The 25,160-nt window shown below is 71.4% G+C and carries 23 protein-coding genes; 14 read left to right on the top strand and 9 right to left on the bottom strand.

Annotated features, from left to right (window positions below; all coding sequences use genetic code 11):
- Nucleotides 1-70 precede the first annotated feature (70 nt).
- The 4 genes from AMYTH_RS50545 to AMYTH_RS0125735 all read left to right on the top strand — a co-directional run bounded on the left by AMYTH_RS50545 (nucleotide 71) and on the right by AMYTH_RS0125735 (nucleotide 4,380).
- Nucleotides 71-418, top strand: a complete 348-nt coding sequence (locus AMYTH_RS50545) for an MFS transporter (protein ID WP_228684961.1) — start codon at nucleotides 71-73, stop codon at nucleotides 416-418.
- Nucleotides 376-1,206, top strand: a complete 831-nt coding sequence (locus AMYTH_RS45720) for an MFS transporter (RefSeq protein WP_228684959.1) — start codon at nucleotides 376-378, stop codon at nucleotides 1,204-1,206. The genes AMYTH_RS50545 and AMYTH_RS45720 overlap by 43 nt, the downstream gene beginning before the upstream one ends.
- 439 nt (nucleotides 1,207-1,645) lie before the next feature.
- Entirely contained in the window at nucleotides 1,646-2,344 is a 699-nt protein-coding gene (locus AMYTH_RS0125740) for a phosphoethanolamine transferase CptA (protein WP_228684957.1), read from the top strand.
- Complete coding sequence (locus AMYTH_RS0125735; RefSeq protein ID WP_027932683.1) at nucleotides 2,341-4,380, top strand: bifunctional lysylphosphatidylglycerol flippase/synthetase MprF; 2,040 nt, start codon at nucleotides 2,341-2,343, stop codon at nucleotides 4,378-4,380. Before AMYTH_RS0125740 ends, AMYTH_RS0125735 begins: the two co-directional genes overlap by 4 nt.
- Here AMYTH_RS0125735 and AMYTH_RS45715 read toward each other — a convergent pair.
- Both AMYTH_RS45715 and AMYTH_RS0125725 read right to left on the bottom strand, forming a co-directional pair.
- Nucleotides 4,329-5,567 (bottom strand): sensor histidine kinase, encoded by a 1,239-nt coding sequence (locus tag AMYTH_RS45715; protein ID WP_037322683.1) that lies wholly within the window; start codon nucleotides 5,565-5,567, stop codon nucleotides 4,329-4,331. The two genes, AMYTH_RS0125735 and AMYTH_RS45715, sit on opposite strands and share 52 nt — an antisense overlap.
- Nucleotides 5,564-6,220: a response regulator transcription factor gene (locus AMYTH_RS0125725; RefSeq protein WP_020417498.1), complete on the bottom strand. Its 657-nt coding sequence runs from the start codon at nucleotides 6,218-6,220 to the stop codon at nucleotides 5,564-5,566. Before AMYTH_RS0125725 ends, AMYTH_RS45715 begins: the two co-directional genes overlap by 4 nt.
- 117 nt (nucleotides 6,221-6,337) lie before the next feature.
- Between AMYTH_RS0125725 and AMYTH_RS0125720 the strand changes: the two genes are divergently transcribed.
- The 4 genes from AMYTH_RS0125720 to AMYTH_RS0125705 are packed head-to-tail and all read left to right on the top strand — an operon-like array spanning nucleotide 6,338 to nucleotide 9,772.
- Complete coding sequence (locus AMYTH_RS0125720; protein WP_027932682.1) at nucleotides 6,338-6,844, top strand: hypothetical protein; 507 nt, start codon at nucleotides 6,338-6,340, stop codon at nucleotides 6,842-6,844.
- Nucleotides 6,841-7,914 (top strand): efflux RND transporter periplasmic adaptor subunit, encoded by a 1,074-nt coding sequence (locus AMYTH_RS0125715; RefSeq protein ID WP_027932681.1) that lies wholly within the window; start codon nucleotides 6,841-6,843, stop codon nucleotides 7,912-7,914. The genes AMYTH_RS0125720 and AMYTH_RS0125715 overlap by 4 nt, the downstream gene beginning before the upstream one ends.
- Nucleotides 7,911-8,573: an ABC transporter ATP-binding protein gene (locus AMYTH_RS0125710; protein ID WP_027932680.1), complete on the top strand. Its 663-nt coding sequence runs from the start codon at nucleotides 7,911-7,913 to the stop codon at nucleotides 8,571-8,573. Before AMYTH_RS0125715 ends, AMYTH_RS0125710 begins: the two co-directional genes overlap by 4 nt.
- Nucleotides 8,570-9,772 (top strand): ABC transporter permease, encoded by a 1,203-nt coding sequence (locus tag AMYTH_RS0125705; protein WP_027932679.1) that lies wholly within the window; start codon nucleotides 8,570-8,572, stop codon nucleotides 9,770-9,772. Before AMYTH_RS0125710 ends, AMYTH_RS0125705 begins: the two co-directional genes overlap by 4 nt.
- 45 nt (nucleotides 9,773-9,817) lie before the next feature.
- Here AMYTH_RS0125705 and AMYTH_RS0125700 read toward each other — a convergent pair whose 3' ends face one another.
- The 3 genes from AMYTH_RS0125700 to AMYTH_RS0125690 form a co-directional block, all read right to left on the bottom strand.
- Nucleotides 9,818-10,759 carry a threonine/serine dehydratase gene (locus tag AMYTH_RS0125700; RefSeq protein WP_027932678.1) on the bottom strand — a complete coding sequence of 314 codons (942 nt, stop codon included), beginning with the start codon at nucleotides 10,757-10,759 and terminating at the stop codon, nucleotides 9,818-9,820.
- A 128-nt stretch (nucleotides 10,760-10,887) separates the two neighbouring features.
- Nucleotides 10,888-12,117: an RNA polymerase sigma factor gene (locus tag AMYTH_RS0125695; RefSeq protein ID WP_037322682.1), complete on the bottom strand. Its 1,230-nt coding sequence runs from the start codon at nucleotides 12,115-12,117 to the stop codon at nucleotides 10,888-10,890.
- A complete protein-coding gene (locus AMYTH_RS0125690; RefSeq protein ID WP_027932676.1) occupies nucleotides 12,114-12,461 on the bottom strand; it encodes a YciI family protein in 348 nt (115 codons plus the stop codon). The genes AMYTH_RS0125695 and AMYTH_RS0125690 overlap by 4 nt, the downstream gene beginning before the upstream one ends.
- Before the next feature lie 105 nt (nucleotides 12,462-12,566).
- Between AMYTH_RS0125690 and AMYTH_RS0125685 the strand changes: the two genes are divergently transcribed.
- Nucleotides 12,567-13,640 (top strand): ATP-dependent DNA ligase, encoded by a 1,074-nt coding sequence (locus tag AMYTH_RS0125685; RefSeq protein WP_027932675.1) that lies wholly within the window; start codon nucleotides 12,567-12,569, stop codon nucleotides 13,638-13,640.
- Nucleotides 13,637-14,632 carry a non-homologous end-joining DNA ligase gene (gene ligD, locus AMYTH_RS0125680; RefSeq protein ID WP_027932674.1) on the top strand — a complete coding sequence of 332 codons (996 nt, stop codon included), beginning with the start codon at nucleotides 13,637-13,639 and terminating at the stop codon, nucleotides 14,630-14,632. Before AMYTH_RS0125685 ends, ligD begins: the two co-directional genes overlap by 4 nt.
- Nucleotides 14,633-15,137: 505 nt before the next feature.
- On the opposite strand, the gene AMYTH_RS0125675 is transcribed toward ligD, so the two are convergent.
- Nucleotides 15,138-16,076 carry a methionyl-tRNA formyltransferase gene (locus tag AMYTH_RS0125675; protein ID WP_027932673.1) on the bottom strand — a complete coding sequence of 313 codons (939 nt, stop codon included), beginning with the start codon at nucleotides 16,074-16,076 and terminating at the stop codon, nucleotides 15,138-15,140.
- Between the two features lie 106 nt (nucleotides 16,077-16,182).
- On the opposite strand from AMYTH_RS0125675, the gene AMYTH_RS0125670 reads away from it, so the two are divergent.
- A complete protein-coding gene (locus tag AMYTH_RS0125670) occupies nucleotides 16,183-17,502 on the top strand; it encodes a lysine N(6)-hydroxylase/L-ornithine N(5)-oxygenase family protein (RefSeq protein ID WP_027932672.1) in 1,320 nt (439 codons plus the stop codon).
- Complete coding sequence (locus tag AMYTH_RS0125665; RefSeq protein ID WP_027932671.1) at nucleotides 17,499-18,809, top strand: salicylate synthase; 1,311 nt, start codon at nucleotides 17,499-17,501, stop codon at nucleotides 18,807-18,809. Before AMYTH_RS0125670 ends, AMYTH_RS0125665 begins: the two co-directional genes overlap by 4 nt.
- Before the next feature lie 43 nt (nucleotides 18,810-18,852).
- Here AMYTH_RS0125665 and AMYTH_RS0125660 read toward each other — a convergent pair whose 3' ends face one another.
- From AMYTH_RS0125660 to AMYTH_RS0125650, 3 genes are all read right to left on the bottom strand, one after another.
- Nucleotides 18,853-19,881, bottom strand: a complete 1,029-nt coding sequence (locus tag AMYTH_RS0125660; protein ID WP_027932670.1) for a FecCD family ABC transporter permease — start codon at nucleotides 19,879-19,881, stop codon at nucleotides 18,853-18,855.
- 166 nt (nucleotides 19,882-20,047) lie between these two features.
- Nucleotides 20,048-21,100 (bottom strand): FecCD family ABC transporter permease, encoded by a 1,053-nt coding sequence (locus AMYTH_RS0125655; RefSeq protein ID WP_037322681.1) that lies wholly within the window; start codon nucleotides 21,098-21,100, stop codon nucleotides 20,048-20,050.
- Nucleotides 21,101-21,446: 346 nt separating this feature from the next.
- The gene (locus tag AMYTH_RS0125650) at nucleotides 21,447-23,042 is read right to left on the bottom strand and encodes a (2,3-dihydroxybenzoyl)adenylate synthase (protein WP_027932668.1); all 1,596 of its coding nucleotides are present in this window, start codon (nucleotides 23,040-23,042) and stop codon (nucleotides 21,447-21,449) included.
- A gap of 64 nt (nucleotides 23,043-23,106) precedes the next feature.
- Here AMYTH_RS0125650 and entS point away from each other — a divergent pair, with 64 nt between their 5' ends.
- A complete protein-coding gene (gene entS, locus AMYTH_RS0125645; protein WP_228684955.1) occupies nucleotides 23,107-24,372 on the top strand; it encodes an enterobactin transporter EntS in 1,266 nt (421 codons plus the stop codon).
- The gene (locus AMYTH_RS0125640; RefSeq protein WP_027932666.1) at nucleotides 24,345-25,148 is read left to right on the top strand and encodes an alpha/beta fold hydrolase; all 804 of its coding nucleotides are present in this window, start codon (nucleotides 24,345-24,347) and stop codon (nucleotides 25,146-25,148) included. Before entS ends, AMYTH_RS0125640 begins: the two co-directional genes overlap by 28 nt.
- Nucleotides 25,149-25,160: the final 12 nt, after the last annotated feature.

Here is a 25,160-nt window from a genome sequence, read left to right as displayed (position 1 = left end):
ACGAGGAAAACAATTCCGCTTCTCGGTGACCGGGGCAAAAATGAATCTCCGGGGCGGTAGCGTCGTGATCATGACGGGAGAGCTGGTGCGTGCCCGGCGCGCGGTGTCCGTGGTGTTCGCGGCGTGCGGGGCGGCGTTCGGGACGTGGCTCGCGCGGGTGCCCGCGGTGCAGGACCGGCTGGGGCTCACGACGGGACAGCTCGCCGCGGGATTGTTCGGGCTGGCGGCCGGATCGGTGGTCGCGTTGCTGTTGGCCGGCGCGGTGATCACCCGGATCGGCAGCCGGGCAGCGGCGGTCGTGGGGGCGGTCGTGTTGTGCGGCGGGCTGCCGCTCGTCGCGGTCGCACCCGGGCGGCGGCCTTCGTCGCGGCGCTGGTGGTGCTCGGCGTCGGCAACAGCACGCTCGACGTGGCGATGAACGCCCACGCGGCGCGCGTGGAGGACGGGTACGGGCGGCCGATCTTCGCCGGGTTCCACGCGTTCTGGAACATCGGCGGGCTGGCCGGTTCCGGCGCGGACGCGCTGGCCGAGGCCTGGCACGTGCCGGTGGCGGTGCATTTCCCGGTGGCGGGCGGGGTTCTGCTGGTGGTCGCGCCGGCGGCGGTGCGGGGCGGGTTCCTCCGCGGGCGGGACCGCGGCCAGGGCGGGCCGGCTTTCGCGTGGCCGGGGCGGGCGCTGGTGCCGCTCGGGGCGATCGCGTTCTGCGGGTTCGTCGCCGAGGGGGCGGTGAACAGCTGGGGCGCGGTGTACCTGAGCGAGGTGACGGCGGCCGGGCCCGCGGTCGCTTCGCTGGGGTACTTCGCGTTCTCGGTGACGATGATCGTCGTGCGGCTGGGCACTGACCGCGTCGTAGGGCGGATCGGGGCGGTGGTGTTCCTGCGGCTGGCTTCGGTGGTGGCCGTGGGCGGGTTCGCGGTCGTGCTCGTGGCGCCGGCGCCGGCGCCGGTGCTGGGGGTGCTCGGGTTCGCGGTGGTCGGGGCGGGGGTCGCGGGGATCGTGCCGGTGGCGTGGAGCGCGGCGGGCCGGGCGGAGCCGGCGGCGCCGGGACGGGCGGTCGCGGCGGTGGCGGCGTGCGGCTACGCGGGATTCCTGGTGGAGCCGGTGGTGATCGGAGCGATCGCCACCTGGAGCGGATTGCGGTGGGGGCTGGTGTCCGCGGTGGTGGTGACCGGCGTGGTGGCGGTGCTGGCGCGTGGGGTGCGTTGAGGGTGCGAGGCGGCACCCGCGGAGCGGGCGCGGTTTGCCGAGCGAGATGGGCCTGCGCGTGCGCGGTGGTGGCGCGGTTGGCGGACTGGGGGTGGGGAGCGGGACGTGCTGGCGGAGCTGGAGCTGTGAAGTGGGACGGACCCGGCGGAGTCGGGTCCGGCTGCGCGGGAACGGATGGACCGGCTTGAAGGGTGCGGGGGAGGAGCGGGTTGCGGGACTGGGTGGTTGCGACGGCGATGCCCGTCCACGCGCTGCCCCGCTAGTTCCGGCGGCGAGCGCCACCAGCCGCCACGCGCCGGTTCGGTCCCTGGCAGACCACTTCGTGCGTTGGGAACTGGCGTCCCCGGTCGTCAGCCCGGTAGGTCTTTCGGCCCTAGTTGGCTCCTCCGCGCGGCCGCAGGCTGGGACATCGGAGCGCCATGGGGAAGGGGTGGCGGCCGTGACCGTCGAGTTGTTCGCCGGCTCCTCCACCGGCCTGGCGCTGTGGGTGGTCGCCGCGTTCGTGGTGACCTTCGTGGTCACCCGGGTCGTCGTGCGGATGATCCGCGCGGGGCGGGGGCCGTTCCGCGACACCAACGTCGGGGACGTGCACGTCCACCACCACGTCTACGGCATCTTCCTCATCCTCCTCAGCGGCGCGGGCGAGTTCGTGTACCGGCCGGGGTCGCCGTGGGTGGAGGTGCTCGCCGTGGTCTTCGGCGCCGGCGCGGCCCTCACGCTCGACGAGTTCGCCCTCTGGCTGCACCTGGACGACGTCTACTGGGCCCGCGAGGGACGCAAATCCGTCGACGCGGTGCTCGTCGCGGCTGTCATCGGCGCCTTCCTCGTCCTCGGGGCGCGGCCCTTCGAGGACACGGCCGACGAAGGGCGCATGGCGTTCGCCGTCACCGTTCTCGCCCACCTCGTGCTCGCCGGCATCGCCATCTTCAAGGGCAAGATCGCCTCCGGGCTGATCGGGATCGTGGTGCCGTTCGTCGCGGTCGTCGCCGCCGTGCGGCTCGCCCGGCCGGGCTCGCCGTGGGCCCGCGCCCGCTACGACGCGGCACGCCTCGCCCGGGCCGAAACCCGCTTCCGCCGCAACCGCTGGGACGGCGTCAAGGACCTGCTGGCCGGAGCCCCCACGGAGGGCCGGACATGACACACCTCCGCCGCATCCCCTTCACACTCGCCTTCCTCGCGGCGCTCGTGGTCACCGGCGTCGCCACCGGCAGTCTCTGGTCCCCGGTCGAGGACCGCGCCTGGTTCCCCGACGTCGCGTTCGGCCTGCCCGCCTTCGAAGCCGGCCGCTGGTGGACGCCCGTCACCGGGCCGTTCTTCGCGCTCACCCCGCTCTACTACCTGCCGGTCTTCCTCAGCTTCGCGTTGTTCACCGGTCTCGCCGAACTCCGGCTCGGCACGAAACGCACCATCGGCACCTTCGTGACCGGACACCTCGTCGCGGTTCTCGGCGCCGCCGGGGTCCTCCTCGCTCTCCGGGACGTCTCGTCGTGGGCGGCGGCCGTTGCGACGGTCCTCGACGTCGGACCGTCCGCAGGCGCCTTCGCCGCGATCACCGCCGCCACCGCGACCCTCCGCGCACCCTGGCGTCTGCGCCTGCGGATCCTGCTGGTCGGCTACGCCGGGATCGCCCTGCTCTACGGCGGCACCCTGGCCGACGTCGAGCACTTCCTCGCCGTGGCGATCACCCTGCCGCTGTCGCCGCGGATCGCCGGGCCGAACCGCGTCCGGAATACCGGACAGCCCAGCCGTCGGGAATGGCGGCTGCTCGCCGCGTCCGGGCTGCTGGTCGTGGCCGCCGTCCGGATCGTCACGTGGTTTTTCCCCACGACCGGTCCACTCGGACCCACCGGCACCGACGATTCGTCCGCCGTCGAGGTCGTCGTCGTGATCCTGCTGGCCCTCCTCGTGATGCGCGGGCTCAGCCGGGGCCGCCGGGTCGCGTGGTGGGCCGTCGTCGTCATCGCCGCGCTCGACATCCTGCTCACCGCGCTGACCGGGGTCGCGCTGCTGGTCGCCACGGTCCTCGACTCCGTCGAAGCGGTCGACGACGTCCCGCTGGTGGTCACCGACAGCGTCTTCTGGCTCGGCTACCTGGTGCTGCTCGTCGCCGGGCGGCACGCCTTCCGCGTCCCGTGGCGGCCCCGCACGGCGGACGGCGACCGGCGGCACGCCATCGAACTCGTCCAGCGCAACGGCGGCGGCACCCTGTCCTGGATGACCACCTGGCCGGAGAACCGCTACTTCCCGATCGCGCACGACACCGGTTACGTGGCCTACCGCAAGCACGCCGGGGTGGCCGTCGCGCTCGGCGACCCGATCTGCCCGCGCTCCGACGGGGACGGCGCGGTCGCCGAGTTCGCCGAGAACTGCGACCGCGCCGGGCTCGTGCCGTGCCTGTTCTCCGCGACCGAGCCGTCGGTGCGCGGCGCCGAGCGGCTGGGCTGGCGGTACCTGCAGGTCGCCGAGGACACCCTGATCGACCTGCCCGGCCTGGAGTTCAAGGGCAAGCAGTGGCAGCCGGCCCGCAGCGCGCTCAACCGCGCCGTCAAGGAGGGCATCACGTTCCGTCTGGTCCACCTGGCCGACGAGCCGCGCGCGGTGCTGCAGCAGGTGCGGGCGATCTCCGAGGAGTGGGTGGGCGACAAGGGTCTGCCGGAGATGGGCTTCACGCTCGGCGGGGTGGACGAGGCGCTGGACCGGCACGTGCGGGCCGGGCTCGCGGTCGACGCGGACGGGCGCGTGCACGGCGTCACCTCGTGGATCCCGGTCTACGCCGGGAACGGCGAGATCGAGGGCTGGACGCTGGACGTGATGCGCCGCCGCTCGGACGGGTTCAAGCACGTCGTGGAGTTCCTCATCGCCTCCGCCTGCCAGGCCTTCCGCGACGAGGGCGCCCGCTACCTGTCGCTGTCCGGCGCGCCGCTCGCCCGCGCCGGAACCGATGGCGACACACGGATCCTCGACGCGCTGCTGGACAAGCTCGGCGCGGCGCTGGAGCCGTACTACGGCTTCCGCTCGCTGCATGCGTTCAAGGCGAAGTTCCGCCCCCGGTACGCGCCGATGTACCTGATCTACCGCGACGAAGCCGACCTGCCGCGCATCGGCGTCGCGATCGCCCGCGCCTACCTGCCGGACGCCGGCCTGCGCGACATCCCGAAGCTCGTCCGGTCCTGAACGGACACGCGGGCAGGCAGTCGCACGGTGACGACGAGCCCGCCGCCGTCACGTGGCCGGGCCGCCACTTCGCCGTCGTGCGCGCTCGCGACCGAGCGCACGATCGACAGCCCCAGTCCGGCGCCCTTCGCCGAGTCCAGCCGGGGCGCGGCGCGGCGGCGGAACGGTTCGAACAGCGCTGGGACTTCCGCATCGGCCACCGCGGGCCCGGTGTTGCTCACCTCGATCTCGACCACGTCGCCGCGGGTGCGTGTGCCGACGTGGACCCAGCCGCCCGGCTCGTTGTGCCGGATGCCGTTCTCGACGAGGTTGTGCACCAGCCGTTCGAGCAGCAGCGCGTCGCCCAGCGTGGGGGCCTCCGCGGGCGAGTCGGTCACCGTCACGTCCGCGGCCCGCGCCTGGTCGGCGGTCTGCGCGACGACGTGCGTGACGACGTTGGCGAGGTCGAGCGGGAACCGCTCCACGACGTTCTCCGACTTCGCCAGCACCAGCAGACCGCTGATGAGCCGCTCGTGCCGCGAGTTGATCTGCAGCAGCTTCTCGCCCAGTTCCTTGACGTCCGGCGACGCCGACCGGCGGTGCATCGCGACCTCGACCAGCGACCGGTTCAGCGTCAGCGGGGTGCGCAGCTCGTGCGAGGCGTTGGCGACGAACCGCCGCTGGCCGTCGAACGAGCGGTCCAGTCGCTCGACCATCGTGTTGAACGCCTCGGCCAGGTCCTTGACCTCGTCGTCCGGGCCGCGCAGCGTGATCTGCCGGTGCTGGCGCGGATCGGCGGACGCCGCGATCCGGCGGGCCGAACCGGTGACGCCGTGCAGCGGCGCCAGCACCCGGCCCGCGACCAGCCAGCCGAAGCCGATCGCCAGCGCGCCGACCACGACCAGCGCGATCGTGCCCTGCACCAGCAGGGAGTGCGCGGCGGCCTCACGCAACAGGGCGGCCTGCTCCCGCGCGACGCGCTCGGCTTCGGAGTTGGTGATCACGTCGTTCAGCTCGTTCGTCGTGATCACCGTGTCCGTCCTGGGGTCCGGGCCGACGCGGGTGAGCAGCCGGATCGTGCCGCGACCCACCTGGGAGTTGAACAACGCGTAGGTGACCCCGAGCAGCACCACACCGCCGGCCAGGAACAGCCCGCCGTAGATCAGGGTGAGCCGGGCGCGCAGGGTGATCCGCCGGGGCCGCCTCACGGGATCCGGTACCCGACGCCGGTCACGGTCTCGACCACCGGCGGGTCGCCGAGTTTGCGGCGCAGCTTGAGGATCGTGAGCCGGACCGCGCCGGTGAACGGGTCCGCGTTCTCGTCCCAGGCCTTCTCCAGGAGGAACTCCGCGGACACGGTCGCGCCGTCGGCGCGCAGCAGCTCGGCCAGCACGGCGAACTCCTTTTTGGACAGCGGCACGTAACGGCCGTCGCGGAAGACCTCGTGGCGCGCCGGGTCCAGTGTGATGCCCGCTCGGCTGAGCACCGGCGGCGCGGCCGGGCGGGCGCGGCGGCCCAGCGACAGGATCCGCGCGGCCAGTTCCGGGAACGCGAACGGTTTCGCCAGGTAGTCGTCGGCGCCGATGGTCAGCCCGGCGACCCGGTCGGTGACCTCCGCGGCCGCGGTCAGCATCAGCACCCGCGTCGGTGACGACGAGGACACCAGCTCGCGGCACACGTCGTCGCCGTGCACCCCGGGCAGGTCCCGGTCCAGGACCACGACGTCGTAGTCGTTGACCGCCAGCCGGTCCAGCGCGCCGCCGCCGTCGTGCGCGACGTCTACCGCGTGCGCGTCCTCGCGCAGCCACTCCGCGATCGCCTCGGCGAGCATCGGCTCGTCCTCCACCACCAGAACCCGCACCGGTCCAGCGTGACCGGCGCGGTGTTTCCTCACCGTTAGCGATGTCGGAAACGCCCGGGAAATGCCGCGCCCCGTTTCATTCCCCTCCGTTCGTACTCGAATGCGAAGGAGATCCTGATGCGCAAGATCCTGGCCGCGGTTCCCGTGGCCCTCGCACTGGCGCTCGCCGGGTGCGGTTCCGGTGACGACGGCGGGACCGGGGTGGCCTCCGCGGGCGGCGCCGCGAGCACCACCGCCGGCAGCGCACCCACCATGGGCAACGGGGACATGGGGCTGAAGTACGCGCAGTGCATGCGGGAGAACGGCGTCCCGATGGAGGATCCGGTGGACGGCCGGATCACGCTCAAGCTCGACGGATCGGTGCCGAGGGAAACCGTGGACAAGGCGCAGGAGGCCTGCCGTCAGTACAACCCGCAGGAGAACGGCGCCGCCAAGTCCGATCCGAAGATGGAGCAGGCCGCGCGCGACTTCGCGGTCTGCATGCGGGAGAACGGCGTCGAGGCCTTCCCCGACCCGGAGCCCGGTCAGAAGGGCATCCGCATCGACGGCAGCCTGTCGCAGGACCCGGACTTCGAGCAGGCGTCGCAGAAGTGCCAGGAAGTGCTCGCGGGGGCGCGCGGATGACCGAGGCGAGAACACGCGGACGCGGGCGGCTGTACGCGGTCGTCCTCGTGCTGGTGGTCGCCGTCGCGGGCGGTGGGTACGTGGTCCTCGCGCGTGGTGACGACGGCACCGCACCTGCCGCGGTGGAGCTGCCGCCGAGCACGGCGAAGGTCCAGCGGCAGACGCTCGACGACACCCAGACCGAGGACGGCGAACTCGGCTACGGCGTCTCGTCCACACTGGCCAACCGCCTGCCGGGGACCCTCACCTCCGTGCCGGACAGCGGCGCCGTGATCAGCCGCGGGCAGCCCGTCTTCCGCGTCGACGACAAACCGGTGACGTTGATGTACGGCGCGATGCCGGCCTACCGGCCGCTGGCCGAGGGCACCGAGGGCGCCGACGTGCGGCAGCTCGAGGAGAACCTCAGCGCACTGGGCTACACCGGGTTCACGATCGACGACGACTACAGCTCGGCCACCGCCGACGCCGTCCGCGAGTGGCAGGAGGACCTCGGCCTCGACGAGACCGGGGTCGTGGAGCTGGGGCGGGTCGTGTTCACGCCGGCCGAGATCCGGGTCGAGACCGTCGACGCGAGCGCCGGGCAGCCCGCTTCGCCGGGGCAGAAGGTGCTGTCCTACACCGGAACCGCGAAGGCGGTCACCGTCGAGCTGGACCCGTCGGACCAGCGGCTGGCCCAGGAGGGCGCTGCCGTGCAGGTCGCGCTGCCCGACGACCGGAAGCTGGCTGGGAAGATCACCGACGTCAGCACCGTGATCGAGCCGGCAAGCGGTCAGGGGGAGGAGCCGCAGACCAAGGTCGAGGTCGAGATCGCGTTCGACGACCAGCAGGCCGCGGCGAGCTACGCCCTCGCGTCCGTGGACGTCACCTTTACCGCCGAGAAACGCGAGAACGTGCTCACCGTGCCGGTCGCCGCGCTCGTCGCGTTGGCCGAAGGCGGGTTCGGTGTCGAGGTCGTCGACGGCGCCACCACGCGGTACGTGCCGGTGCGGACCGGGTTGTTCGCCGAGGGCAAGGTCGAGATCTCCGGCGACGGGATCACCGAGGGCATGGTCGTGGGGATGCCGAAATGATCTCGCTGACCGACGTGACCAAGCGCTATTCGGGCGTGACCGCGCTGGCCGGGGTGTCGTTGCGGATCGAGCAGGGGGAGCTGGTCGCGATCGTGGGGCCGTCCGGTTCGGGCAAGTCGACGATGCTCAACGTGCTCGGCACGCTCGACCGGCCCACCTCGGGCAGCGTGCACATCGACGGCCACGACGTCGCCGCGTTGTCCGACGCGAAGCTGTCCGCGTTGCGGGCGCGGCGGATCGGGTTCGTGTTCCAGCAGTTCCACCTCGCCGCGGGCACCGCGGCGCTGGACAACGTCGCCGACGGCCTGCTCTACACCGGACTGCGCGCGGGGGAGCGGCGGCGCCGGGCGGCGGCCGCGCTGGAGCGGGTCGGGCTCGGGCACCGGATGGACCACGAGCCGCACGAGCTGTCCGGCGGGGAACGGCAGCGGGTGGCGATCGCGCGGGCCGTGGCGGGTGATCCGCCGCTGCTGCTGGCCGACGAGCCGACCGGCGCGCTCGACTCGGCGTCCGGCGCCGGGGTGATGACGCTGATGCGGGAGCTGAACGAATCCGGCACCACGGTCGTGATCATCACGCACGACCGGGACATCGCGGCGTCGCTGCCGCGGCAGGTGCGGATGCGGGACGGCCGGGTCGTCGAGGAGGTGACGCGATGACCACCGCGTTGTCGCCGGCCCGGATGTGGCCGCGGGACGTCGTCAAGGTCGGCGCGGTCGGCCTGCGGACCCGTCCTACGCGTGCGTTCCTGTCCGCTCTGGGGATCGCGATCGGTATCGCCGCGATGGTCGCGGTGGTCGGGATCTCGTCGTCGTCGCGGGCCGAGCTGGACCGGACGCTGGCGGCGCTCGGCACCAACCTGCTCACCGTGTCGCCGGGCACCACCCTGACCGGTGAGGAGGCGCAGCTGCCGGAGACGGCGGAGGCGATGGTCGCGCGGATCGGGCCGGTCGAGTCGGTGTCGGCGATCGCGCGGCTGGGCGACGCGAAGGTCTACCGCACGGACAAGATCCCCGAGGCGCAGACCAACGGGCTCGCCGCCTACGCGGCCCGGCTGGACCTCCCGGCGACGACCGGTGCGCGGGTGCGCAGCGGAACCTGGCTCAACGAAGCCACGAGCGGCTACCCGGCGGTCGTGCTCGGCTCGTCCGCGGCCGAGCGGCTGGGCATCTCGCGCGCCGGGCCGGATGTGCGGGTGCTGGTCGGCGGGCGCTGGTTCACCGTCGTCGGGATCCTCGAACCGGCCCCGCTGGCGCCCGAGCTGGACTCGGCCGCGCTGGTCGGCTGGGAGGTGGCGGCGAGCGAGCTGCGGTTCGACGGGCTGCCCACCACGATCTACACGCGGTCGCAGGACGCGCAGGTCCCGGCGGTGCAGTCGGTGCTCGGCGCGACCGCGAACCCGGCCGCGCCGAACGAGATCGAGGTGTCCCGGCCGTCCGACGCGCTCGCCGCACAGCAAGCGGCGGGCGAAGCGTTCACCGGGCTGCTGCTCGGGCTGGGCGCGGTGGCCTTGCTGGTCGGCGGGGTCGGGGTGGCGAACACGATGGTGATCTCGGTGCTGGAGCGGCGCGCGGAGATCGGCTTGCGACGCTCGCTGGGGGCGACGCGCGGGCAGATCCGCACTCAGTTCCTCGCGGAGTCGCTGTTGTTGTCCGCGCTCGGCGGGCTCGCCGGCGCGGTGCTGGGAAGCCTCGTGACAGTGGGCTACGCGGTGTACCAGTCGTGGCCGGTGGTGGTGCCGCTGTGGGCGGTGGCGGGCGGCGCCGCGGCGACGCTGGTGATCGGCGGCATCGCGGGGTTGTACCCGGCGATCCGCGCGTCCCGGCTGTCGCCGACGGAGGCGCTGGCGACGCCGTGAGCGGGCCGGGTGCCGTCCGTCGGGGGCGGCACCCGGCTGTCTCGGTCAGCCGAGCAGTTCGCGGAAGCGCTCGACGCCGATGTTGCCGCCGGAAAGGATGACGCCGACCCGGCCGGTGAAGCCGCCCTTGAGCAGCCCCGCGAGGGAGGTCGCGCCGCTCGGTTCGAGGACGATCTTGAGCCGCTCGAACGCGAACCGCATCGCCTCGCGGATCTCGTCGTCGCTGACCAGGACGATGTCGTCGACCAGGCGCTGGTTGACGGAGAAGGTCAGCTCGCCGGGGATGTCGGCGGCGAGCCCGTCGGCGATGGTGCGCGCGACGGGGATCTGGACGCGTTCGCCCCGCTGGAGGGACTGGCGGGTGTCGTCGGCCTGCTCGGGCTCGACGCCGACCACGCGGATGCCGGGGTGCAGGCCCTTGGCCGCGGTGGCGCTGCCGGCCATCAGCCCGCCACCGCCGATCGGGGCGATGAGGGTGTCCAGCTCGCCGGTCTCCTCGAGGAGTTCCAGCGCGGCGGTGCCCTGACCAGCCATGATGTGCGGGTGCTCGTAGGGTGGGATGAGGGTCAGGCCCCGCTCCTCGGCGAGCTGGTTGCCCATCGCGACGCGGTCGCCGGTGTAGCGGTCGTAGGTCAGGATCTCGGCTCCGTAGCCGCGGGTGGCGTCCATCTTGGAGGACGGGGTGTCCTCGGGCATCAGGATGACGGCCTTGCTGCCCACCAGTTGAGCCGCGAGGGCGACCGCCTGGGCGTGATTACCGGACGAGTAGGCGGCGACGCCCTTGCTGAGCTGGTCGGGTGTCAGGTGGGAGATCGCGTGGTAGGCGCCGCGGAACTTGAAGGCGCCGATGCGCTGGAAGTTCTCGGCCTTGAGGAACGCGGTGGTGCCGGTGCGCCGGTCGAGGGTGGTGGACGTCAGGACAGGAGTCCGATGAGCGACACCGTCGATCCGCTTGGCGGCGCTCCTGATGGCTTCGAGATCGAGCATGAACCCATCTTATACGAGATGTCCAGAGGTTAGACGGTTCGTCAAAACAACCTCCCCCGCCCCCCGATCCACAGCCGATCTTCAGAGAGCCCTCGCCGGACGGGCAGGCGCCGGGATGACCACCCAGCTCAGTTGGGGGTGTTGCACCTTGCTGCCCGTCTTTGCAGGTAGCGCTGCTCGGGGAGGCTCGTCGTCCGTTTGGCGGCCAGTTGGTATTCCTTGCGGGCCTCCGCTGTCTCGCCTGCCCGCTCCAGCAGGTGGGCGCGGACGGCGTGCAGGCGGTGGTGCTTGGCCAGGCGTGGATCCTCAGCGAGCGAGTCCAGCAGTTCCAAGCCGGCTCGGGGGCCCGACGTCATCGCCACGGCCACTGCCTTGTTCAGGGTCACCATGGGGTTCGGGGCGACCCGCTCCAGCAAGCCGTACAGCGCCAGCACCTGGGGCCAGTCCGTCTCGTCGTCGCTTGCGGCTTCGTCGTGCACGGCGGCGATCGCGGCCTGCAGTTGGTACGCGCCGAGCCGGGTGGTCTTCGCCAAGGCCTCGCTGACCAGGGCCACCCCCTCTTCGATCATGGTGCGGTCCCAGCGGCTGCGGTCCTGTTCGGACAGCGGGACCAGCTCGCCGTCGACGGTCCTCGCGAGCCGCCGGGCGTGGGTCAGCAGCATCAGCGCCAGCAAGCCCGCGACCTCCCAGTCCGACGGCAGCAGCCGCCGCAACAGGCGGGTCAGCCGGATCGCCTCGGCGGCCAGGTCGTCGCGCTGCAGGTCGGGGCCCGCGGTCGCCGTGTAGCCCTCGTTGAACATCAGGTACAGCACGTGCAGGACCGCGTTCAGCCGCTCGTCCCGCTCCTCCTCGGGCGGCAGGGTGAACCGGGCGCCCTTGACCTTCTGCTTGGCGCGGCTGATCCGCTGGGCCATCGTCGCCTCGGGGACGAAGAACGCCTTCGCGATCTCGGCCGTCGTGAGGCCGCCGACGGCGCGCAGGGTCAGCGCGGTTTGCGACGGCACCGACAGCGACGGGTGGCAGCACAGGAACAGCAGGGTGAGCGTGTCGTCCGCGTCGCCGGGGCCGCGTTCGTCCGCGCCCGGCGCCACCAGCTGCGCCGCCGGGGTGGCGAGCAGGTCCTCGTCCTCCCGGCGGCGCCGTGCGCTGTCGCTGCGCATCCAGTCGGTCAGGCGCCGCGTCGCGACCGTCAGCAGCCACCCGCGCGGGTTGTCCGGCACGCCGGTCTCGTCCCATTGGGTGGCGGCCGCGAGCAGCGCCTCCTGCACCGCGTCCTCACACGTGTCGAGCCCGCCGTAGCGGCGCATGAGGATCGCCAGCACCTGCGGCGCCAGCTCGCGCAGCAGGTCGTCGGTCATCCCTCGCCGCCGTGCAGCACCGGCCACACCTCGACCTGCCGGAACGCGGCGAACGGGTTGTCCGCCGCGATCTCCAGCGCCCGCTCCTCGCTGTCCACCTCGAGCATCGCCACGCTGGCCAGGTACTCCTTGGTCTCCAGGTACGGCCCGTCCGTGACCGTCTTCTGCCCGTCGCGGACCCGGACGACCTTCGGGTCCGCGATGCCGTACGCGCCGAGCAGCTCGCCGGTCGCGAAGTACTTCTCGTTGAACGCGTCCTGCGCGGCGACGGCCGCCTGCCACTCGTCCGGCGTCACCGAGTCCCACAGCTCCTGGTTGCCGTACAGAATCACCATGTACTTCATGGGGGTCATCCTTCCTGGTCGAGCCTCTGTCGGAAGGAGGTCCGGAGCGGATCACGTTTTCTCGACATGGCGCGCGGAGAATTTTTCCGGCCTAGAGTCAGCGGTGTGGACCTGCCCGTGATGCCGCCGGTCAAGCCGATGCTGGCGAAGGCCGTGCACGAGATGCCCCGCGAACCCGGGCTGCACTACGAGCCGAAGTGGGACGGGTTCCGCTGCGTCGTGTTCCGCGACGGTGACGAGGTCGAGCTGGGCTCCCGCAACGACCGTCCCCTGACCAGGTACTTCCCCGAGCTGGTGGACCTGCTGAAGGCCGCGCTGCCGGACCGGTGCGTGGTCGACGGGGAGATCGTGATCGTCACCAGCGGCGGTCTCGACTTCGACAGCCTCCAGCTCCGGCTGCACCCGGCCGCGTCGCGCGTGCGGAAGCTGGCCGTGGAGACGCCGGCCAGCTTCGTCGCGTTCGACGTGCTCGCCCTCGACCACGCCGACCTGACCGGTGAACCGTTCCAGCGGCGCAGGCACGTCCTCGAAGGGGTGCTCGACGACTCACTCGCGCGGGTGCACCTGACGCCGATGACGCAGGACCCGGACGTCGCGCAGGACTGGTTCACCCGGTTCGAGGGCGCCGGGTTCGACGGTGTCATGGCGAAGCCGGGGGACCTGCCGTACGAGCAGGACAAGCGGGTGATGTGGAAGGTCAAGCACGAGCGCACCGCCGATTGTGTGGTGGCGGGGTTCCGCTGGCACAAGGACGGCAACGGGATCGGTTCGCTGCTGCTCGGCCTGTACGACGGGGACGGGCGGCTGCAGCACATGGGGGTGGCGAGCAGTTTCACCGCGGCGCGGCGCCGGGAGCTGGTCGACGAGCTGGCGCCGCTGCGGGAGGGCGCGATGGAGCAGCACCCGTGGCGAGAGTGGGCGTCGTTCGAGCCGGATGGCAGGCGGGTGCCGGGCGCGCAGAGCCGGTGGAACGCGGGCAAGGACCTGTCGTGGGAGCCGCTGCGGATCGAACTGGTCGCCGAGGTCCGCTACGACCACCTGCAGGCGGGCCGCTTCCGCCACGCGACGCGCCTCGTGCGGTTCCGGCCCGACCGGACCCCGGACTCGTGTCGGTACGACCAGCTGGAAGAGGTGCCGCCGGCGGAGCTGACCGCCCTGTTCAGCGAGGTGAGAGCATGAGCGCTGTACCCATCGAAGGCACCGAGGTCACCATCTCGTCGCCGGACAAGGTGTACTTCACCGAGCGCGGCGAGACGAAGCTCGACCTGGTCCGGTACTACCAGGCGGTCGAGGGCCCGTTGATGAACACGCTGCGGGACCGGCCGTTGCTGCTGGAGCGCTATCCGGACGGCGCGAGCGGTAAGTCGTGGTTCCAGAAGCGCGTCCCCAAGTCGACGCCGTCGTGGGTGCGCACCACGGTGGTGTCCACGCCGAACGGAACGACCTCGGATGCCCTGGTGGCGGCTGACCTGGGGCACATCCTGTGGGCGGTGAACCTGGGCTGCATCGGTTTCCACGTGTGGCCGTACCGGGCGTCGGCGCCCGAGTTCGCAGACGAGCTGCGTATCGACCTGGACCCGTCGCCCGGGGTGACGTTCGAGCAGGTCCGCGAGGCGGCGGTGCTGACGAAGGACCTGCTGGACTCCCTGGGCATCACGGCGTACATCAAGACAACGGGCTCCCGTGGCCTGCACGTCTACGTCGCCCTGGAACCACGATGGGACTCCTACGCGGTGCGCGCAGCCGCGGTCGCCCTGGCGCGGGAGCTGGAGCGCACGCACCCGGACCTGATCACCGCGCAGTGGTGGAAGGAAGAGCGGGGCGCCCGGGTCTTCGTGGACTTCAACCAAAACGCCCCGCACAAAACGGTTTTCGGCGCATGGTGCGTCCGCCCACGGGCCGGCGGGCAAGTCTCGACGCCCATCTCGTGGGACGAGCTGTCCACAGTGGAACCAGGTGAGCTGACCCTGTCGACGGTGCCGGACCTGGTATCCCGCCGAGGTGACCCGTGGGCGCAGATGCGGGAGCGGCCGCAGTCGATCGAGCCGCTGCTGGAAATGTCGGCGCGGGACATGGCAGCAGGATTGATGGATGCGCCGTGGCCGCCGGTGTACCCGAAGCAGCCCAACGAGCCGCCGAGAGTGGCACCAAGCAGGGCAAAGAAGAGCTGAGCCACGCCTCCCGCCCCAAACGCAAGCCGGCAACGAAAAGTAAGCGACTATCCCAACCAGACCTCCCCCGCCCCCGATCCACAGCCGATCTTTAGTCGCCGACCAGGCGTGTCAAGGTACTCTTTCCCGCCTTGACGCGCCTGCTCGGCGACTGAAACACAATCAGGCATCGGGGGCGGGGGGTGGTCGGAAGGTGACCTTCCGGCGCCGTGAGGCGCTTTTCGCGCGAAGGCGCGGGTTTAAAGATCAAAAGAGTCCTCGCCGGACGGGCAGGCTCCGGGATGACCAGGGGTTGGGTGCCTCGGCCCACCTCGGGTGGGTGGTCGCCGGGTGGTCATCCCGTCGCCTTCCGGTTTGTGCATATCACCTTGAGCCAGGGCCGCAAGGTTGGCATGTCATCTCACGCGGGCGCGGAGGTTGCGGCCCTGGCTCAAGGTGATCGCGCCGGTGTCAGGCGACGGGATGACCACCCAGCTACCTTTGTGTGCAAAGATCAAGTGCGCTTTCAGCGGCCTAGGTAGCCGCCCATCTTTGTGAAGTAGTCGGTGGCCGCCAGTTCCGTGCCGTCTTCGAGGCGGACCTGTTCGATGACCAGGCCGTGGTTCTTGCCGAACCGGGCGTCGGCGCCGGCGACGATCACCACTCCGTCGCCTTCGGGGATGAAGATCCTGCCGGGTGTGCCGCCGTAGCGTCCCTTCGAGACGGACGCCTTGGTGATCCGGATGGTCTGTCCCTTGTGGGTGGTGAAGGCGTTCGGGTACGGGTCGGACTGGGCGCGGACCAGGCGGTCGATGTCTTCGGCGGGCCAGGTCCAGTCGATTCGACTGTCCTCGATGGACCGCTTGTGGAAGAAGCTGGCCTTCGAGCGGTCCTGGGGAACCGGCTCGTAATCCCCTGATTCGAGCTTCGCCAGGGCCTCCGACACCACCGGTTCGATGAGGTCGACCGTGCGGTGGAACAGGTCCGTCACCGTGTCACGTGGACCGACCTCGACGGATCGTTGCAGGATGATGTCGCCCGCGTCGAGCTCGTCGTTCATCATGTGCGCGGTCACGCCCACCTCCTTCTCCCCGTTGATCAGCGCCCAGATCAACGGTGAGAAACCGGCGTAGGCGGGCAACAGCGAATCGTGCACGTTGAGGGTTCCCCGGGGCGGCAGGTTGAAGATCTCCGGCGGCAGCCAGGTGCGCCAGTTGTTCGCGACGATGATTTCCGGGGCCGCCTCCTTGAGCGCGGCCGTCACGTCGTCGTCGGGGCGGTTGCGTTCGATCACCGGAACACCGTTGTCCCTGGCGAGATCCGCGACCGAGTCGGACCAGATCTTTTCGTACGCGTGGTCGCTCTTCGGGTGCGTCACGACGAGCACCACCTCGTGACCGGCGTCCAGCAGTGCACGCAGCGTGCGGTGCCCCCACGTCTGGTAGCCGAACATCGCGACCCGCATCGGTCCTCCTCGTTCCGGGATCAACATCACGCCCGAATGTAGTAGTTAAGCCTCCCCTAACTTAGGTTAGGGTTGCCTCGGTTGTACATCTACGGATAGGACGGGCATGCCAGAACCGCAGGAAGTTCCGGTCTACGACCTGGTCGGGGTCGGCTTCGGCCCTTCGAATCTCGCACTGGCGATCGCCGTCACCGAGCACAACGCCGGCGGCGGGGAGGCGGTCACCGCGCACTTCCTCGAGCGTCAGCCGCGGTTCGGCTGGCACCGGGGGATGTTGCTGGACAACGCCACGATGCAGGTGTCGTTCCTCAAGGACCTCGTCACCATGCGCAACCCGGCCAGCGAGTTCAGCTTCCTGTCCTACCTGCACAGCCAGGGGCGCCTCGTCGATTTCATCAACCACAAGAACCTCTTCCCGCTGCGGATCGAGTTCCACGACTACCTGGAGTGGTCGGCGGCGAAGGTCGACGACCTCGTTTCCTACGACCGCGAGGTCGCCGGGATCACGCCGGTCCCGGGCGAGGAAGCGCTGTTCGACGTGCGGACCACGGACGGTCAGGTGCTGCGCGCCCGCAACGTCGTGTTCGGCACTGGCCTGCGGCCCAACCTCCCCGAGGGTGTCACGGTCAGTGACCGGATCTGGCACAACCACCAGCTGCTGCACCGCATCGACAAGGTGTCCGACCCCGAACGGTGCATCGTCGTCGGCGCCGGGCAGAGCGCCGCGGAGGTCACCGCGTTCCTGCACGACAAGTTCCCGCGCGCCGAGGTGTGCTCGGTGTTCGCCCGCTACGGCTACAGCCCCTCGGACGACAGCTCGTTCGCGAACCGGATCTTCGACCCGGAAGCGGTCGACGCGTTCTACACCGCGCCCGAAGACGTCAAGCGCCGCCTGATGGACTACCACGGCAATACGAACTACTCGGCCGTCGACCTCGACCTCATCGACGACCTGTACCGCCGCGTCTACCGCGAGAAGGTGCAGGGCGTGCAGCGGCTGCGGATCTTCAACGCGTGCCGCGCGATCGACGTCACCGAAACCGAATCCGGCGTCCGGATGGCGATCGAATCCCTGACCACCGGCGAGAAGACCGTGCTGGACGCGGACCTCGTCGTCTACTCCACCGGATACCGTCCGGCCGATCCGACGTCGCTGCTCGGCGAGCTGGCCGCGAAGTGCCGCCGCGACGAGCAGGGCCGCCTGCGGATCGAGCGCGACTACCGGCTCGTCACCCCGGACGTGAAGGCCGGGCTCTACCTGCAGGGCGGGACCGAGCACTCGCACGGCATCACCTCGTCCCTGCTCTCGAACACCGCGGTGCGGGTCGGCGAAATCCTGCGCTCGATCCTCGACCGCAGGGAACCGTCGTTGGACTGGCCTGCCGAGTACGCGGTCAGTGGTGTGAAAGCCGAGGAGTGGGCGTGACCGAGTACGACGTCGAGGAAACCGGCTCGGTGGCTGAGCCACTGAACCTTGTGACCAGACTGGCGCGCGCCGGGTTCGACGACTACGTCGTCTACGAACGCGACGGCATGTGGACGTTCGCCGGCGGTGCGCTCGCGACGGTGTCGCTCGACGCCGCGCGAGTGCGCATCTCGTACGGCGACGAGGTGACCGATCGTGCGTGGACCGGGTCGCCGGGCGAGGCGATGCGGTCGGCCCTCGCGGAACTGCCGGTGGAGGGCTGGAACGCCTACGGTCGTGTGCACTTCTCGTTCGCCGGGCTGGTGCCGGGACTCGGGCTGCGCGGCGCCGTGCCGCCGCCCGGTGAGGTGGTGCGGGTGATCGTGCCGCGCACCGAGGTGCGGCTGGACGGGCAGACGGTCCGCATCCGCGGGGTCGACGCGGGCGAGCGGGCACGGGTGCGGGAGATCCTCGACGCGTCCATCGAGGCCGACTCGCCGCGCGCCGCCGAGGTGGACATCCGGGCGGGCGGCGAGAGCTACCGCGAGCGGGTCGCCCAGGCGGTCAAGGAGATCAGGCAGGGGCAGTACCAGAAGGTGATCCTGTCGCGGGTCGTGCGGATCCCGTTCCCGGCGGACCTGGTCGCGACCTACGAACTGGGGCGGCGCGGCAACACCCCGGCCCGGTCGTTCCTGTTGCGGTTGAACGGCGCCGAGGCTGCCGGGTTCAGCCCGGAGATCGTCGTCTCGGTCGACGGGAGCGGGCGGGTCACGACGCAGCCGCTGGCCGGGACGCGTGCGTTCGGGCGGGGCAGCGAGGCGGACGCGGCCGCGCGGGCCGAACTCGAATCGGACCCCAAGGAGGTGTTCGAGCACGCCGTGTCGGTGCGGACCGCGCAGGAGGAGATGCGGCGGGTGTGCGTGCCGGAATCGGTGCGGGTCGGGGACTTCATGGGCATCAAGGAGCGGGGCAGCGTGCAGCACCTGGCTTCGCTGGTGAACGGGGACCTCGCGGACGGCCGGTCGGCGTGGGACGCGCTGGAGGCGGTGTTCCCGGCGGTGACGGCGTCCGGGATCCCCAAGCGCGAGTCGCTCGACGCGATCTCCCGGATGGACGACCCGCGCGGGTTGTACAGCGGCTCGGTGATAGCGCTTTCCCAAGACGGTTCCCTGGACGCGGCGCTCGTGCTGCGGGCGGTGTACCAGGAGGGCTCGCAGGCGTGGCTGCGCGCGGGCGCGGGGATCGTCGCGGACTCGACGCCGGAACGCGAGTTCGAGGAGACGTGCGAGAAGCTGGGCTCGGTGGCGCCGTTCGTGGTGCGCGCCTGAAGTTCGGTATCGGCCCCGGGCGGCGCCCGGGGCCGTTGCGCGTTCAGCGGCGGCGCCAGAGGAGCCAGCCGAGATAGGCGCCACCGAGCGCGGCGGTCGCCACGCCGACCGGGAGCGTCGACGCGCCGGCGACGCGCTGGGCGGCGAAGTCCGCGACCAGCACCAGCAACGCGCCCATCCACGCGGCCGGGAGGATGCCTGCGCCGGCGGCCCGGGTGAGCCGTTTCGCCAGCTGGGGCGCGGTGAGGGACACGAAGGCGATCGGGCCGGCGGCGGCGGTCGCGATGGCGCACGCGGCGGTGCCGACAATCAGCAGGTACACGCGGCTGCGCTCGACCCGCACGCCGAGCGCGGCCGCGGCGTCGTCGCCCATCTCGAGCATGTCGAGGCGGCGGGCGCCCGCGAGGAGCAGCGGGATCAACACGACCAGGGCGATCACCAGCGGCCAGAACTGGGTCCAGCCGAGGTTGTTGAGGCTGCCGGTGAGCCAGACCGTGGCGCGGGCGACATCGGCGATCTGGGCGTTGACGATCAGGTAGAAGTTGATCGCCTGCAGGATCGCGCTGATGCCGATGCCGACCAGGACCAGCCGGGAGCCGCGGACGCCGCGCTGCCAGGCGAGGACGTACACGGCGATGGCGGTGACCAGCCCGCCGGCGAGCGCGCCGCCGGAGACGGCCAGGGTGCCGCCGCCGAAGAGCAGGATGACCAGCAGGCCGCCGGTGGTGGCGCCGTAGTTGAAGCCGATGATGTCCGGGCTGCCGAGCGGGTTGCGGGACAGGCTCTGAAACACCGCGCCGCTCATGCCGAGCGCGGCGCCGACGGCCAGCGCGATGAGCACCCGGGGCAGCCGGAGATCGAGCACGGCGAAGTTCGTGATACGGCTGCCGTTGCCGAGCAGGGTACGGACGACGTCGAGCGGCGCGACGGAAATCGACCCGGTGCCCAGGGCGAGCACCCCGAAGCCGAGGATCGCGACCGCGAGCCCGACGCAGACGAGGAAACTCCGGCGGTTCGCGGCGCGGGCGGTGAGGCGAGTGGCTGCGCGGGGGGCGGTGGGGAGGTGGGTCATGAGGGAGCCACCTCCTGGTGGTGCGGGTGGGTTGTTCGTGTGCTTGTGGTTGGGCTGCTGGTGTGTGGGGCGGTGTGCGGGTGGGTTGTTCGTGTGCGCGTGAGTGGGCGGCTCGTGCGCGCGGTGGCGTGCGGGTGGGCCAGTCGTGTGCGGGTGAGGGGCCTGGTCATGAGCGGGCCGCCTTCGTGCGGCGCACCAGTGCGATGAACAGCGGCGCCCCGAGCAGGGCGGTCACCACCCCGACGTCGATCTCCTCCTTGGCGATCACCCGTCCCAGCACGTCGGCCAGCAACAGCAGCGCCGGGGCCAGCAGGGCGCAGTAGGGCAGCACCCACCGCTGATCCGGCCCGGTGATCGCGCGGACCATGTGCGGCACCGCGAGCCCGACGAACACCAGCGGCCCCACGGCGGCCGTCGCGGCGCCGGCCAGCAACGTGACCGCCAGGAGGGTCAGTCCGCGCGTCCGGCCGAGGTGGGCGCCCAACGACTTGCCCGCCTCGTCGCCGAGGGCGAGCGCGTTCAGCGGGCGCGCCAGGAAGAACGCGAGCAGCACCCCGGCCACCAGGAACGGCAACACCCGCACCAGGGTGCCGCCGTCGGCGCGCTCCAGCGAACCCACCGTCCAGAACCGCATCTGGTCCAGCGTCTGGGTGTCGAGCAGGGTCATCGCCTGGGTCAGGCCGGTCAGCGCGGCCGACACGGCCGTCCCCGCCAGCGCGAGCCGCACCGGCGACGAGCCGCCCCGGCCGGCGATCACGTACAGCACGAAACCCGCGATGGCAGCGCCCAGGAACGCGAACCACACGAACGCCCGCAGATCGGTCACCCCGAGCACCCCGACCGACAACGCGGCCGCCGTCGCCGCGCCCGCGTTGATGCCCAGCAGGCCCGGGTCGGCGAGGGGGTTGCGGGTCAGCGCCTGCATCAGCGCGCCGGCCACGCCCAGCGAAGCGCCGACCGCGATGCCGATCAGCGTCCGCGGCACGCGGATCGACCAGACCACATAGGACGAATCCGAGCCGTCGCGGTGGAACAACGCGTCGACGACCGTCCCGAGTGGAATGGACCGCGCGCCGACCGCGATGCTCAGCAACGCGATGGCCACGAGGACCACCAGCGCGACGACGAGGCCGGCCGCCCGGGACGGCGCCGAGCGCGGCGCAGGCGCTTGACCGGCGCTGGTCCGGGAGGCGGCTCGGGTGGGTCCACCGGTGCTCACGGGTGTTCTCCAGGTGCGGGGCGGGCAGAGTGCTCGGGGTGGCCGGCGCTGACGCGGCGGGAGCTGGCGTGGCTGCCGGTGCTGACCCGGCGCGGCCAGAGCTCGGCATCGCGATTGCCGGTGCTCACGCGGCGTGGGCTGGTGTTGGTGCCATGGCTACTGGTGGTGGCCAGGCGTGGGTGGTGGATATCGGCGCAGCGGCTGCCGGTGCTCGCGCGGCGTGGGCTGGCGTCGGCGCGGCTGCTGGTGCTTACCTGGCGTGGGCGGGCGTCGGTGGCGTGGCTGCCGGTGGTCACCCGGCGCCGGCCGACGTCAGCGTCGCACTCGGCACCGCGATCGCCAGCGCTCACCCGGCGATCCGCTTGGCGAGCGCGACCTTCGACACCTTCCCGACCTTCGTCAGCGGGAAGCTGTCCAGCACCTCCAGCCGGTCGGGCAGCTTGTACGCCGCCACCCCGCGCTCCCGCAGGAAAGCCGTCACCTCCCGCAGCGTCGGCGCCTCCCCGCGCACCACCAGGAACGCGCACGTCCGTTCGCCCATCACCTCGTCCGGCATCCCGACCACCGCGGCATCGTGCACGGCCGGGTGCGCCAGCAGGTGGTTCTCCAGCTCCTCGGCCGGGATCTTCTCGCCACCCCGGTTGATCTGGTCCTTGATCCGCCCCTCGACGACCAGGTGCCCGGACGGCAGCGCCCGCACCACGTCCCCGCTGCGGTAGAACCCGTCGGGCGTGAACGAGCGCGCGTTGTGCTGCTCCGCCCGGTAGTAGCCGCGCAGCGTGTACGGCCCGCGGGTGAGCAGCTCGCCGCTTTCGCCGGGCGCCACCGGGTCGCCCTCCTCGTCGACCACGAGCACCTCGTCCGCCGGGCACAGCGGGCGGCCCTGCGTGGTGATCTTCAGCTCGTCCGGATCGTCCAGCCGGGTGAAGTTCAGCAGTCCCTCGGCCATCCCGAACACCTGCTGGAGATCGCAGCCGAGCGTCGAGCGCACCCGGGAAGCGGGCTCCGCGTTGAACTTCGCGCCACCCACCTGGAGCAATTGCAGGCTGGACAGGTCCTCGTCCATGAACTCGGTCGCGTCCATCCACAGCAGCGCGACCGGCGGAACCACCGCGGCCACCGTGACCCGCTCCCGCTCGATCAGCTCGAACGCCGTGTCCGCACTGGGATCCGGCGCCAGCACCACCGTGCCACCGGCGGCCATCGCACCGAGCAGGCCCGGCGAAGCCAGCGCGAAGTTGTGCGCTGCGGGCAATGCCACCAGGTACCGCGTGTCCGCGGAGAACCCGGACACCTCGGCGCTCGCCCGCGCGTTGTAGAGGTAGTCCTGGTGCGTTCGCGGGATCAGCTTGGGCGTGCCGGTCGTCCCGCCGGAGAGCAGGAACAACGCCACGTCAGCGGGATCCGGCACCGGCAACGGCACCGGCGACGCGATCGGCAGCGGCTGGAACTCCGCGTGCTCGCCGACGACGAAAACCTGCCGCACCGACGGCACGGCCTTCTGCACCGTCCGCGCCAGCTCGCGGTAGTCGTATCCGGCGTCGTCGGTGTCCGCGACCACGTACGCGGCCGCGTCGCTCAGCTCGCACAGCGGCACGATCTCGCTCTCCCGGTGCGCGGGCAGCGCCAGCACCGGCAGCACCCCGGCGCGCAGGAAAGCGAAGAACAGAGCCACGAACTCGGGCACGTTTGGCAGTTGCACGACGACGCGCTCACCTGGCCGCAGGCCCGCCGACACCAGCCCGGCCGCCAGGCGCGAGGCCCACGCGTCGAGTTCGGCGTAGGTCCAGCGCGCGCCATCGGCGGCCACGAGTGCTACTCGATCTCCGTGTGCCGCGGCGCCCTCGGTCAGCAGGACGTCGAGCGACTGTCCGGTCCAATAGCCTTCGGCGCGGTACTTCGCCGCCAGTTCCTCGGGCCAGGGCACACAGCCGTGCAACATCGTCAGCTCCCTCGATCGCGCGAACTTAGGTTAGGCTAGCCGACGTTACGAAGGGAAGGTGCTCGTGCGGCTCGGGGAAATGGTCATCGACGTCACGCCGCTACGGAGCGCATCCGCGTACCGGCTCGTCTTCGCCGCGCAGACACTCACCGTGCTGACGACGGCGCTCACCAACGTCGCCATCAACCTGCACGTCTACCAGGTGACCGGGTCGTCGGTCCAGGTCGGACTGGTCAGTCTGGTGTTCGGCATCGCGTTGCTGGGCGGGTTGCTCGCGGGCGGGGTGATGGCCGACCGGGTCGACCGGCGCCGCCTGATCCTCACCACGCGGGCGGTTGTCGCGGTCGTGCTCGGCGGGCTCGCGGTCAACGCCGCGATCCCGCACCCGATGCTGTGGTTCGTCTACGTCGCCGCGATCCTCGCAGGCGCGATCAACGGTCTGGGCGGATCGGCGTTGATGGCTGCGATCCCGTCGCTGGTCAAACCGGAGCACCTGACCGCGGCCGGCGCCCTGATCACCGTGACCAGCCAGTTCGGCGCGATGGTCGGCCCGACGGTCGCCGGGGTGATCGCGGCGGGGCCCGGTGTCGCCGCGTGCTTCGCGATCGACGCGCTCGGCTACGTCGCCGCGGTCCTGCTCATGTGGCGGCTGCCCGAGCTGCGGGCGGGCAAGCCGGACCAGGACCACCAGCACCCGTTCCACGCGATCGCCGAGGGTTTCCGCTTCCTGCGGCACAACGCGGTGGTGCGCGGGCTGCTCGTGATCGACCTGTGGGCGATGCTCTTCGCGATGCCGTACGCGCTCTTCCCGCAGATGGGCACGGAGGTCTTCGGCGGCGGCCCGTCCGCGGTCGGTCTGCTCTACACCGCACCCGCCGTCGGCGCGTTCGTCGGCGCGCTGGTCAGCGGCTGGACCGGCCGGATCCGGCACAGCGGCCGCGCGCTCATCGGGTCGGTCCTGTTGTGGGGCTTGGGGGTCACGGCGTTCGGCGTGTCCGGCGAGCTGTGGCTGGGGTTGCTGTTCCTGGCGATCGCGGGCATCGGCGACACGACCTCGGAGATCCTGCGCCGCGCGTTGTTGCAGCACCACACGCCCGACCACCTGCAGGGCCGGGTCAGCAGCCTGTGGCTCGCGCAGGCCACGACGGGCCCGGCCGTCGGCAACGCCGAAGCCGGTCTGGCCGCGCGGCTGCTCGGCCCGGCGGGCGGGATCGTCGCCGGCGGCATCGTGTGCGTGCTCGGCGTTTGCCTGGTCGCGGTGACCATGCCCGGACTGCGCCGGGCCAGCCTGCAAGGAGAACCATGCCACTCGCCGACGTCAACGGCATAAAGATCAACTACGACGACCTCGGCTCGGGCGATCCGGTGGTGCTGGTGATGGGCACCGCGGCGAACGGCCGGGTGTGGCACCTGCACCAGGTGCCCGCGCTCGTCGACGCCGGCTACCGCGCGATCACCTTCGACAATCGCGGAATCTCGCCTGCCGAGCCGGGTTTCACGATCGACGACCTGGTCGCCGACACCGCGGGCCTGATCGAGCACCTCGGCCTCGGCCCGTGCCGCCTGGTCGGCACGTCGATGGGCGCGCAGGTGGTCACCGAGCTGATGCTCGCGCGCCCCGAACTGGTCAGCCAGGCCGTGCTGATGGCCACCCGCGGCCGCCCGGACGCGATGCGCGCGGCGATGGGCGCGGCGGAGAAGGAGTTGCGGGACAGCGAGATCGCGCTGCCCGCGAAGTACGAGGCCGTCACGCGCGCAGTGCAGAATCTCTCACCCCGCACGCTGAACGACGACGCGGCGGTCGCGGACTGGCTCGACATCTTCGAGATGTCGCCGACCCTGTGGACGCCCGGCCTGCGCGCGCAGCTCGACCTCGACATCACCGAGAGCCGCCTGGACGCCTACCGCGCGATCGACGTCCCCTGCCTGGTCATCGGGTTCGCCGACGACCTCCGCCTGCCCGCGTACCTCGCGCGCGAGGTCGCCGACGCGATCCCGTCCGCGCGGTACCTGGAAATCGCGGACGCCGGGCACTACGGATATCTGGAGCGCCCGGACGTGGTCAACGACGCTCTTGTCACCTTTTTCGCCGCTGGACACTCTTAGTATCGCCTTACT

The organism is Amycolatopsis thermoflava N1165 (genome assembly GCF_000473265.1).
In the GTDB taxonomy this organism is placed as follows: Bacteria; Actinomycetota; Actinomycetes; order Mycobacteriales; family Pseudonocardiaceae; genus Amycolatopsis_E; species Amycolatopsis_E thermoflava.
Note: the sequence above shows the minus strand (reverse complement) of the source record. Positions and strands in the feature narration are given on the sequence as shown.